Below are 12,151 nucleotides of genomic sequence, written 5' to 3'. Positions count from 1 at the left end.
TCAGTCCTCTAATCTACCATGCGCCGGCAGGCTTGCTGGCCGTCTTCCCGCCGTTAGCAGCATTGGCAGTGCTGCCATGAATTCATGGTGATTGCCTCTACAGGTATTATTAAAACTCCGCCGATATGTTGTGGGAGGGATTCATTCAGGGTAATAGCAGATAACCAAGCACAAATGACAAGTAGAGAGACGATATAAAAAGACGCTCACTTGCAAAACGCGGCGCCGCAGATATGGCCATGGAGCCCCGGTCGACTATCGTTCGCTCAAGGCGCAAGGCATTGGTGGCGATGCGGTGAGCGGTCAATCTTAACGCCTCGTATTTTGTGGCCTAGACCGGCAACGCCTCCAGGTGCTCGGAGGTAAAACGCTCGCTACGCTGGGTTGTCGGCTTCTGTGTTACCGAAACCGACTCCATGTAGCGCTTCTGCGCTGCGGATACTGTGGGCTTCTCAGACAGAGCGCGTGACAGACGAGCGACGCTGCAAACGTCGCAAACAAAGCCACTGATCCCCTGAGTAGGGGAGGCTTTGGAGGATATAGCTACAGGAGCACGATTTGTGGTCGCGGATCGGCCTCGGCTCCACGGGCGCTCGTCAAATAGCGTCCGAACCTCAACACTGTGCCGAACCTGTAATTTCCGTCACCCACAAAAGCAAAGGGGTCACGCGAAATTCGCGTAACCCCTTGAATTTTTGGTGCCGGCTGCAGGGCTCGAACCCGCCACCTGATGATTACAAATCACCGGAGAACCGAATTTCTTGAGGTTGACCGACATCCCTGTAGCCGCCTAACTCTGCATGGATAAAAGGATTTTAGCCAATACCTAATGATTTCGCGTTGACCGAGATGGATTGAATACCTCACAATTCGGTTACACGGCAGTTACATGAAGTCATGTAACCCGATACCCGGACTCAGAATGGCCAAGGTCAACTTCACGGCAGCACGCGTAGAGGCCCACAGATGTCCCGAGGGCAAGGCACAAGCTTTTCTATGGGACTCCGCGTCGCCGGGGCTGGGCCTACGTGCCACCGCAGGGGGCGCCAAGACCTACATCTTCCAAGGAAGGATTCACGGGCAGACCGTTCGCCTCACGATTGGCGACCCACGTAGCTGGACCATCAGCAAGGCCCAGGAGGAAGCGCGCTGCGGATTCAACCGGTCAACGCAACAGCTTGATGGAATCGTTCAGCCGGTGTATCGAAGTTTAGTGTCTTGCGCGGACGTTCATTGAGCCGCCTGGCAATGGCGTTGAGCTTGGCTTGCGAATAGACCGAGAGATCGGTGCCTTTCGGTAAGTACTGTCTCAAGAGGCCATTCGTGTTCTCGTTGGAGCCGCGTTGCCACGGATGCTGGGGATCGCAGAAGTAGACCTGGATGTCCGTGGCCACAGTGAAACGCTTGTGACCAGCCATCTCCGTGCCACGATCCCAAGTTAGCGACTTGTACAGTTCCTGCGGCAGCTTGCCGGCGTGCTTGATCAGCGCGTTGACTACAACCTCGGAGTCCTTGCTAGCAAGCTTCACAAGCATCACGAACCGGGTCTGGCGTTCGACGAGTGTTGCAATCTGGCTGTTGGCGCTGCCGAACAGCAAGTCACCTTCCCAGTGCCCGGGTATCGCGCGATCCTCTGCCGTGGCAGGGCGTTCACTGATCGATACGGCATCCCGGATGTTCGTACGGTCGTCGCTCTTCAGTGTGTGTTGGCGCGACCGACGCATCGCTCGAGTACGCCGTAGGTGTTCCAGCAGCTCTCTTTTAAGCGCACCACGGGCCTGGATGTAGAGGCTCCGATAGATTGTCTCGTGCGACACCTGATAGTCCTTGTTGACCGCATACACGTGCTTAAGCCAACCCGCGATCTGCTCTGGCGACCACTGCAATCGAAGCTTGCTTGCCACCACCTGGGCGAGTGTCGGATTCCTGACGAGCTTACATGTCTTTGGGCGCCGTGCTCGCTCCCAGGCGAGCTGGTCAGCCTGGTTTGCCAGATAGCCCTGTCTGCCACCATTGCGCCGGACCTCGCGGCTGATAGTAGATGGAGCACGCCCTAGCCGGTCTGCTACGGATCGGATGGAGTGGCCTACGACCACTGCGCGAGATATCTCCTCTCGTTCGGCCAGTGTCAAGGCTAGCCTGGAGCGGTGTCGTTGCGCTGGCTGTATTCCGCCAGTCCTCGCGAGAACCCCTTGTATCGATGAGTGGTAGCGATCGAACAGTCGGGCGATCTGCGCAAGCGTGTCACCTTTGCGCCACCGCTCCCACATTAATGCCTTTTGAGTCTCGGTGTAGTAGATCCGCCGTCTTTGTTTCATTTGCAGCACCCCTCAGGCTCGCAAAGCCTTCAGTGTGTTGCATCGACCGGTTGAATCCGCAGCCAGTTGCAGACGCTCGTCGACGCCGGTCTCGACCCGCGGGAAGTCAAGGCGGAACAGCGCGCCAGTCACGAGGCCAGGCGGGCAGCAGCGGTCCGGGAAAGCGTGACAGTGGCCGAGGCGTGGGCTGACTATCTCGATGGCCTACGCATCAAGATCTCGCCGAAGACCAAGAAGCCCAGGTCCGCCAGCTATATAAACGACCACATTAAACTGGCCGCTCCGGGCGGGAGCCCGACCAAGCGTGGCGATAGAAAAACAGAGCGCGGGCCGCTTTACCCCTTAATGTCGCTGAAGCTTTCCGACCTCACCGCCAAAACGGTCGGCGCATGGCTGGAATTAGAGGTACCCGCTCGACCGACCAGCGTTGCCTATGGCTTCCGAGTTCTCAAAGCCTTTTCCCGATGGTGCGAAGGGGAGGACAAGTATGCAGGGATCATTCCGTCGGATTGCTGCACGTCCCCGAAGGTCACGGGGGCACTGCCTGGCACCAGCACCAAAGACGGTGACAGCCTCCAGAGGGAGCAGTTCGGCGCATGGTTTTCGGCCGTCCGCGCCTTGCACAATCCAGTACAGTCTGCGTATCTGCAAGGCTTGCTCATCACCGGCGCGCGCCGGGAGGAACTGGCAGCACTGCGTTGGGAAGATGTCGACCTGCAGTGGCGAAGCCTCCGTATCGCAGACAAGATCGAAACTGGCCGCGTAATTCCCCTCACGCCCTATCTGGCGTCCCTATTGCTCGATCTGAAGCGCCTCAATAATGCCCAGTGACATGCCGGTGGGACCAGCAATCCCGCCGAGCCGACTGCCAATCCGACCACCTGCCCGCGCCCCCTTTATGGCAGCGGCAACGCTACTGGTTGCGCCAGCGATAGCACCGACGGTGCCGCCTGCCTTGCGCGCGTGGTGGCGTGGAGCCACCCGGGTCGACTGGCATTGCGGACAGGGCGGCGTCATAGGGTGTGGCCTTTGGGGCGGTCTCCCGGCCGCAACTGCGGAAGTGGCCCCAGCAGATACCGACCAAGAAGACGAGGGCAAGTGTGGCGAGGCTTTCGAGAAGGGAGTTGTTGGGTATCACGATGGCTCCATGGCTGAAAATAGGAAGGACCGGGAGGTCCGGCGGCGATGAATTTTTCCACCGCTCGCCATGGAGTGATATATAGCTGAGAATTTCTTCGATCTACTTTGGCACTTCCGACTAAATGAGACCCACTAAGATGATGATGGTTTTTCCAGCTGCCGACGTTGATTGACCAGTCTGCAACGTGAAATTTCCGCTGCCCTGTGCGAACAGCTCAAGTTGGGCCGCCTGGGGCAGCGAATTGGCCAGCGCTGACACGAGGCGCCGCTCGCATGGACAAGAGCTTTGACGACATCCTGGAGACATCCTCGCCAGCAAGTTCCAGCCGCAGAAGGGCGCGCGCTGGTCTGCCGACTTGCAATCTCATAGCGGAGTGCGCAGCGCGACAAACTGGTTGCCTGGACCTTCAGATCTCACCTCTACCGTCGCGCTATTCGACATTACATAGCCGAGAGGGTGGTCGAGCAAGAACGGATAGATAACTGCCAGTGAGTGCAGCGTCGCCAACGGGATAGCCTTCCGCTGATAGCGCAGGGCGGACTCAACCAGCCATGCGACCATCTCGTCGTCGTTCAGGCGTGTGGCCTGCAAACGGACAATGCGCTTGCCCTTTTCCACCCGCTCGATCGCGCCCCAGTTCGCTTGCGTTTGAATTACAGCCTGTGTGGCGCGCTTCGTCACCTCGCGGTCGCCGTATAACTCGCTGATGCGGCGGTGAATTTCAGACACCGAGCAATCGCCTTGGATCGACGTCAAGCGCCCGGTGAACTCGGCGACCTGTCCAAAATAAGGGTAGGTAGCAATTGCTGCACCCCATGCGAAAGCAACTAGATTTCCGGCATTGTCAGTACCCTTGACGATATTGACGCCACGATCAATGAGATCAGCCAGTTCCGTTCGCGGTTCGAGCGCGAGAGCGTTCAACTTTGTTCGTGTCTTTGCTTTGGCTTCTTTCCCAAGGCCGGCAGCATCCAGCAGTTCGTTCAGTTCATCGAGACTAGTCACCCCCGCACGAACCTTCAGCGCGGCAGCTACCCAATCCAGCTTGATGAACCGGTCGAAGCCAATTTGAGGGGCTGCGGGAATCATTCAGTTCAACTCACATAACTAATTTTAACGAAAGGCACCAACAGCTCTTCGAGCGATATGCCGCCGTGGACGACGGCTGGTTCTCCCTGTTGCATGAAGGCAGCGCGTCCGCCTGCGAATAAGGCCATGAAGTTCGCCGGGAGTCCAGCGACATCGAGACGGTATGTGTTCGGATTTGCGGCAGCCGACTCGGACACTAGGGTCTCGCTGCGGTAAGTCCGAACGCGCTCACCACGCAACTCTGGGACCACCCCTTGGTTGGGCCGTCCCTGGCCAACCGCCTCCACATTTCCGTGGTCGGCAGTCAGGTAGACGTGGAAGCCCTTGTCAAGTAGCTGCGAGAACAGTTGATCAACGAAGCCGCTCTCACACCAGCTCTCTAGTTGGGCGGCGATGCCGCGCTTGCCCAACACAGCGCCGTGCACGATCTCATCGACCGTGTCCACCACAATGCCAGCCACCTGGATCGATGGCGCTGAGATGCTCGCACCCAGATCCGTCAGCTGATCCGTTCGCTTGATGCCCTTGCGGTACATGACTTCGTTGGCGCGCAGCCCCTGGTCATGCCAAAACCGCGACCACTGCGTCGGCTCCGGCGAAGTGGACTCGATCGTGTCGGCGAACTCCCTTGGTTTCAGTCCAGAGAAAAGCGCCTGCCGGGATACCGACGTCAGGGTGGGGAGCCAGGCAAAGCACGCGCTTTCCTCGAACCCGAGCTTAGGGGCTCGTTTGGTCAGGGCTTCGCGGATCTGAACCCACTGGTCGACAGCAAGACCATCGAACACCAGCAAGGCAATCTTGGCCTCGCCAGCACCGCGCCGCATCGAAAGAAAGCGCGGCACGTGGTGCACCATGACCGGCCCCTTGGCGACTGGCAACGATGGCAGGTCGGCATAGTGCTTTGCCACCCATTGCCGCAGACGCTCGTCGGTGGCGGCTTGCAGCTCTGCAATTCCGGCCTTCACCCCCTCAGCACAATCCGTGTCCAAGGCATGAAACCGCGCAAGCACCTCACCAAATCGGCGGGACAAGTTGGCCCAGTCGCGGTGGGACGATTCTATCGTTGGCAGCGACTGAAGAATGCCCTTGATGCCTTCGGCGACCAGGTCCCTTAGTGCGAGCGGATCCTGAACGATACCCACCTTCGCCCACTCAGGGATACTGACAGCGGCGTCCCGAACAGCGAGTGGGTGAAGCAGTCCATCCAGGAACATGGAGTCGACAAGCGCCCGAACGTCAGGGTGCTCAAATGGCACGTCGACCTTGGCAACGAAGTCTGCTGGGATGGGCTCACCTGTATGCGTTCCCGTCAATCCATGACGCGACAGGTAGCGGTACCAAGCGTCCTGCACGACGCGAAGGAACGTGCCTTTCGATGCGAAAAGCTCGCTGATCGGTAGATCCCTGAACGCCGAATGGTCCCCAAGCACGTGCGCAACATGGTCTACCAGGACCGATGGCAGACCGGAGTCGCGGTAGTGCAACCGCAACAACTCTCGCCACAGGTCCTCAGAGCGTGAAATAAGGTGCGGACTGATCTTGAAGATGTGGGTCAGGACGAACTCTTTCGTCGCGGATTCACCCAAGGCCTGCGATGCATGCTTCGCCTGCGCCGCGAACAGCGCCTCATGGTGCTCTGCGCCAATCTGTCGAACGACGGGATAACTGAGCCTCGGGAACAGGTTGGCAAGGCTCAGGCTCACGCGGCGCGCCTGCCGCAGGTAGTCCCATGGCAAATCACCCATGTCGGTGCCACGCAGGTGCAGCACCAGAGCCTTGACGGACGCTGCTTCGCCCCGGTCCCAAGCGCTACGGTACCGATCCTCATATTCAGCACGAAACGCAACTGAGTCCTCAAATGGCATCAGTTCGAAGCCGCGCTCTCGCAGACCTGACAATATCTGCTCATCCAACAGCACATCGTCGGGGTCGGCGGCAATCCAGAGACGCGATAGGTCTGCAGGAAATTCCTTGAGGATACGGTCAATCCACAGGCTCATACCGCCCCCACCCGAAGTATCATCACGGCAAAGAGATCCGGCACGCTGGCCTCTGCGTCATCCAACGAGGCCATCCGCGCCCGGTGTTCGGCGTCAAGCCGGCTGCGGCGATACTCGCGAACAGCGGGCAATCCAATTCGACCAATGGCCTGGTAGCGCGCGTCGTAGGCGTACTTGGCGCGGTCCCGCTCTTCCTTCAGCCGTGCATGGTGCTCCCCGAGCAGTTCTGAGAACAGGCGCTCGCCTTGAGTCTTGGCTGCCGTAAAGGAAACCTCGAACCATTGCACAGCCTGCTCGGTCGTGATGGCCCCCTTGATCTCGACTGCCTCAGTCAACAGCAGGTCCCAGATGCGCTTAGCAGTGGGCACAAATGTCCTTCCATCGTCGGTTACAAAGACTGGCAGGAAGCGCTTTCGGCTGAGAGCTTCTGCGGAAAGGCTGATCTTCCAGAGTGACCAGACACCCTGCAGAGCCTCAGGCAGGCCGGCAATCTTGACCACCGGCAAAGGCTGCCCAGCAACGCAGCGGGATAGCTCACTGATCACCGCTCTGGCGCGAGGGTCTTCCAAGGTAACCCATTCCAGGTCTGGGTTCCTCTCCGCCGTCCTGGCGTCAAAGCAAAGCTTGGCCGACTCGCTTCCATCGACCCATTTCACGTGCCATGTGTCCCCTGTCTTCACAGCACTGCCGCCACGTGCCGCCAAACCGGATGCGATGGCACGCTCCAGCCAAAACTGCGCCGGGTGGTCCCGCCATTTGCGGGCATCGTCGGCATCCAGCGCATGGGCATCCGCCAGCAGGTCGCTGTTCTTGCGTTCATCTGCCACCTTGTCACGGACCTGATTGATCACTGCGTCGCACGCCTTGTCGATCGAACCTGGGTCTTGCAGGCCCTGCACGAACACCTCGTCGAACAACGCCTCCGCCTCGACCGAATCCATCACATCGGAGGCTTTGTCCACGCCGAATTCCTGAGCGATGACTTCGAGCTTGGTCTCCAGTACCTGGCGGACGCGGTGTTCCACCGTGTCTTCGAGAACGAAGTTGATGGCTCGCACCACACTGCGCTGGCCGATACGGTCCACGCGGCCAATGCGCTGCTCGATCCGCATCGGGTTCCACGGCATGTCGAAGTTGACGATGATATGGCAAAACTGCAAGTTCAGACCCTCACCCCCAGCATCGGTCGAGACCAGTACCCGAACGTCCCGCATGAAGGCCTGCTGCGCTTTGGTGCGCGTGTCCAGGTCCATGCTGCCGTTGAGCAGGGCGACCGAGAATCCACGGCTTTCCAAAAGGCCCGCGAGCATGACCTGTGTTGGCACGAACTCCGTGAAGATCAAGACCTTCAAGGTCGGGGCGTTCTCTTCCTGCTGCAGCTTGTAGATCAGTTCAAGCAGGGCTTCGGCCTTCGCGTCCGTGCCCTGAGCCTCGGTTTCCCGGGCCAGCGTTAACAGAAGATCAACTTCGGCTTTCTCTTGTGCCCAGCCCGATGTCTGCACCGCGATGTCCACTTGGCTCTGGCCGTCCAGTTCTACCCATTCGTCCATCTCGGTCGAATCAAACAGTGATGCCTGCGGCTGGGGCTCATTGAGCAACGCCTGCCGCTTCTCCAGCGTGGTTCGGATGGCCGCAGTGCTGGACGTCACCAGCCGCTGCATCAAGATCATCAAGAACCCGATGTGCCGCTGCTTGGCCGCCAATGCCTGGTTGTAGCCATGGCGCACATAGTCGGTGACCGCCTCGTACAGCCGCTGCTGCGCGCCGTGCCGGTCTTGCCACGCCACGGCCTGGAGCCGCGTGACGCGAGGCTTGAACAGCGGCTGGCCCTCCGCGTCGATCGCATTGCGCTTTTCGGTACGGATGACGAACGGCCGCACGCGATCTCGGCTAACGCTGCCTTCATCCGGGAAGGAGTCCCGGTCAATCAACTGCATCAGGCGCATGAACTGGTCGGTCTTGCCCTGGTGCGGTGTGGCCGACAGCAGCAGCAGGTAGGGCGCCGCTTCGGCCAGGGCAGCCCCCAGCTTGTAGCGCGCCACCTGGTCGGTGCTGCCACCCATGCGGTGGGACTCGTCGATGATCACCAGATCCCACGACGCCGAAATCAGGTCCTCGAACCGCTCGCGGTTGTAGTTGTTCAGCTGTTCAAGGCTCCACCCTTTGCGGCCTTCAATCGGCTTGACGGAGTCCAGTGAGCAGATTACCTGGTCGTGCAGCCGCCAGAGGTTTTCCTCATCGTTGCGCCATTGTCGGAAGGTGGCGAGTTCGGCCGGGTCAACGAACTGCAGCTTCTCCCCGAAGTGCAGACGCATCTCGGCCTGCCACTGGCGCACCAGCCCCTTGGGTGCGACGACCAACACGCGCTTGGCCATGCCGCGCAACTTCAGCTCGCGCAGGATCAATCCGGCCTCGATGGTTTTGCCCAGGCCCACCTCGTCTGCCAGCAGGTAGCGAATGCGGTGCTGGCTCATCGCGCGGTTGAGCGCGTAGAGCTGGTGAGGCAACGGGACCACGCTGGACTGGATGGGCGCCAGCAGCAGGTTGTCTTCCAAAGCATCCAGCAACTTGGCCGCCGCTGCAGTGTGGAGGATGTGCTCGACCGTTGGCTGAATACTATCGAGCTGTGCCAAGTCCTGCGAGCGCGCGCGCACCACCGCGTCTTTGATGGGCAGCCACACGCGGTAAGCGGTTTCTCCCCACATGTCCTGCCTGTCCACCACGCGGCAGGGCGTGGCGTGGCGCGCGTGCCAGCACCATGCGCCGACCGCATGCCCAGTTGAAGACTGGCCTCTCCCTGCCATCAGGCCCCGGCCTCCATGCGCGTGAGCGCTTGGTCATACCAGAGCAGCAGCTTCTCGTCTTCTTGCAAGGTTTCTTCGGGGAGTTTGCTAGCCACGTTCATGATGGTTTTGTAATCCTTGGCAGCCCACGCAGCACGGAAGCCTGCGCGTAGTACCTCAAGCCGAGACTCCTTGATCTTGCGGCCCGTGAAAGCCTTGTAGGTCTCGAATTCCCTGAGCAGCGTCCTCTCGCGCTTCTTCTCCAAGTCCTGAGCCTTGTTTGGGTCGGGCACGTACCAGCGGTCCTTTGCCTTAGCTACGAGCGCAGGGGCGCTTTTTTCGAGGCTGCGCAGGTCCTTGTGATTGGTGGAGAGGTAGCTGTGGATCTGGCTCGGCACATCGCCAATGCCGTCGTACTGGATGAAGTTGTCCTCCAGCAACTGGTCCAACTCCGGGATGATCTCGCCCTTGCGCTTGGCCGAGCCGATCTGTGGGATGTACTCCGGGTGGATTTCTGAACGCGTAGACGGACGCTTGAGCAAGAAGTTGGTCAGCCAGTCGATGGCACTGCGTTCGTCGGAAACAAACAACTCGGCTTGCTTAATCTGCGGAATGCGGGCACGCGCCTTCTCGTACTCGACGAGTTGTTCGGGCAGGAACACCATGCCATCCGTCTCACGGAATCGAACCGGCAGCTCCGCCAGGAACTCGCGCGTTGAGATCGGCACCATCGTGCCGTGGCGGATGAACCAGGACGCCATCCGGTCGTAGATGCGACGTGGATCGCGTTCAACGATGGCCTGCAACTCCTGCGGGTAGCCCGACGTAACTTTGACGGCTGGCAGCTGCTTCAAGTGCGTCTGCACGAAGTCCCACGCCGAGTCAACGCTCGGTCCGTGTTGATTGAACCGATCCTCAAGGCCTCCATTTGGTTTGTAGGCCGAGATCACCAAGTCCTGCTTCACCGCTGTAGTGGAGGTGACTTGGCGGTAGCTTCCTTGCACCTTGTCGAGCGCCGTGACCTCGGCCACCACAAAGCCCGCTTGCTGCAGTGCGACTTGAATCGAGTTCCAGACCGCCGCTTTGCTGTTGGAAAAGACCACGGTCATCCAGCGCCCGGGCTTGAGTACGCGGTAGTACTCGGCGAAGCAGCACTGCATAAGGTGCTGATACTCTGGAAGCGCCTTCTTCTTAAATTTGTCGACGATGGCTTCCGGCTTCGCGTCTGTCGTTACGTGGTGCCAAGACTCCACAAGGAAGTTGAGATCGGCGTAGTAAATGTTTTCACCGAAAGGTGGGTCTGTGAAGATGTAGTCAATCGATGAATCCAATGTCGGAATTCGGGCAGCCGTACCCGTCGTAACTGCCGCTCGGCCTGCTTCAGTCTTGAATGCCTGGAAGGTCTTCGCGAGGCGCCCAAGCTTTCCTTCAAGGATGTACCAAGGACTGCATTCGGCATGTTGAGATGCGACGTAGTAGACGCCAGTCAGGAATTGGTTCACCTGTGAGAAACCTGTCGGCCTATATCGGTTCAGCAGCGATGCCGTCCAGAGCGCCTGCTCGACAAAGAAGATGAGCATTTGCCTTGTACGTGCATCCGGCTCCGCCTCTGCCTTCCTCCAAAGCGCCGCCATCGCGTGAGCAGCGCGTGGCAGAAATAAATGGTGGATGCACTCGAACCCTTTGGGCTGAATTCGCGAGCCGTGGTACATCTGCTCGATAGGAAATCTAGTTGTCGGAAGACCGTTCGGGAATGGCAGCGCTTCTACGCGCTCAAGTGCGGCAAGATCGAATTGATCGGGGACCTTCTGCCGCCGTTGCCCGTCCACGTCATAAAAGATGATTGAAGGCCGAAATTTGACACGTTTCCACGCCAATCCGGTGGCAGGGTCGACCCGCGACTCCATCACTCGATCGAGGTTGTCCTTGTTCAGATCCGCTCCGCAGTGTGGGCACGGGAAGGTGCCTTTTACCTGCTTGCTGTCGTCGTCAAGTGCTTCGTCAAGAAAGTTGACCTCACCAGCGCAATGCGGGCAGGTAAATATCTCGCTCCAAACGGTGTACTCAATTCGGCCCTTCGTTCTTCCGTCCTTATCTGTCGTTTCGTACATCCAGCCAAGCTCCTGCTGCACATCCTTGAGCAGTTGCTTGCCCGCCTTTGCAAAGGCCTCAACGTCGAACGGCAGGTTGTAGTTCGCTGCGATGAAGGTCGCGGCAGGCGACAGGTCGTTGAGGATCACTCGACGTGAGCCCCACTTGGGTGCGGACTTGCCTTGCTTCTTCCACTCCATTTCCAATTCGTGGCGGTACGTGGCAGGCGCTAATCCGCACCACTGCGCGGCAACGCCAGTCATGCCTGAGCCACCAAAGCCGTCGAGCACGATGTCGCCCGGCTCCGTGTAGTGCAGGATGGATGGCACGATCGCCAGATGCGGCACTTTGGTGTGGTACGCGTGCGCCTTGTAGAGTGGGTCCGTCTTGCCGACCGATACGTCGATCGTCTGCGGCTCTCGGCTGTACTTCACGCTGGGGTCGTAGGGCTTGCCGTAGTGGCGCGCGAACTCTTCAAGAAACGGGTTCGGACATGCGGTGTAATACGGCGGGTCCGACATCGCCAGAATGGCTTCATCCGTGCCTTGGGGGAATCCTTCGATCTTGCGGAACGCCGGATCTTTCAGCTTCTCAGCCAAGAGCTTCGTGAAGTGCTCGCGTCGAGTTCGCTCGCTTTCAAATGTCTGTCCAAGGCATTCAACAGGCGTCTGTTTTTCCTTGTGGTGTTGGCCGAAGAGGTCATTCATCAGTCAGTCCAATGCTTTTTGT

General features: G+C 59.2%; 6 protein-coding genes and 1 tRNA gene. 1 reads left to right on the top strand and 6 read right to left on the bottom strand.

Annotated elements, in window-relative coordinates; all coding sequences use genetic code 11:
- Nucleotides 1-696: 696 nt before the first annotated feature.
- Together AC24R4_RS18510 and AC24R4_RS18505 are read right to left on the bottom strand one after the other, a co-directional pair.
- A tRNA-Thr gene (locus AC24R4_RS18510) sits at nucleotides 697-791 on the bottom strand.
- 366 nt (nucleotides 792-1,157) lie between these two features.
- Entirely contained in the window at nucleotides 1,158-2,318 is a 1,161-nt protein-coding gene (locus AC24R4_RS18505; protein ID WP_487523458.1) for an IS30 family transposase, read from the bottom strand.
- Nucleotides 2,319-2,384: 66 nt separating this feature from the next.
- Here AC24R4_RS18505 and AC24R4_RS18500 point away from each other — a divergent pair, with 66 nt between their 5' ends.
- The gene (locus AC24R4_RS18500; RefSeq protein WP_487523457.1) at nucleotides 2,385-3,149 is read left to right on the top strand and encodes a hypothetical protein; all 765 of its coding nucleotides are present in this window, start codon (nucleotides 2,385-2,387) and stop codon (nucleotides 3,147-3,149) included.
- 673 nt (nucleotides 3,150-3,822) lie between these two features.
- Here the strand turns inward: AC24R4_RS18500 and AC24R4_RS18495 are convergent.
- From AC24R4_RS18495 to AC24R4_RS18480, 4 genes are all read right to left on the bottom strand, one after another.
- Nucleotides 3,823-4,548: a hypothetical protein gene (locus tag AC24R4_RS18495; protein ID WP_487523456.1), complete on the bottom strand. Its 726-nt coding sequence runs from the start codon at nucleotides 4,546-4,548 to the stop codon at nucleotides 3,823-3,825.
- A gap of 5 nt (nucleotides 4,549-4,553) precedes the next feature.
- Nucleotides 4,554-6,548 carry a BREX-3 system phosphatase PglZ gene (gene pglZ, locus AC24R4_RS18490; RefSeq protein ID WP_487523455.1) on the bottom strand — a complete coding sequence of 665 codons (1,995 nt, stop codon included), beginning with the start codon at nucleotides 6,546-6,548 and terminating at the stop codon, nucleotides 4,554-4,556.
- Nucleotides 6,545-9,253: a DEAD/DEAH box helicase gene (locus AC24R4_RS18485; RefSeq protein WP_487523454.1), complete on the bottom strand. Its 2,709-nt coding sequence runs from the start codon at nucleotides 9,251-9,253 to the stop codon at nucleotides 6,545-6,547. Before AC24R4_RS18485 ends, pglZ begins: the two co-directional genes overlap by 4 nt.
- Nucleotides 9,254-9,351: 98 nt before the next feature.
- Nucleotides 9,352-12,129, bottom strand: a complete 2,778-nt coding sequence (locus tag AC24R4_RS18480) for a DNA methyltransferase (protein WP_487523453.1) — start codon at nucleotides 12,127-12,129, stop codon at nucleotides 9,352-9,354.
- Nucleotides 12,130-12,151 lie beyond the last annotated feature (22 nt).

It is taken from the genome of Cupriavidus sp. CER-90, assembly GCF_057652055.1.
The sequence above is the reverse complement of the archived record's forward strand: the minus strand, read 5'-3'. Positions and strand labels throughout refer to the sequence as shown.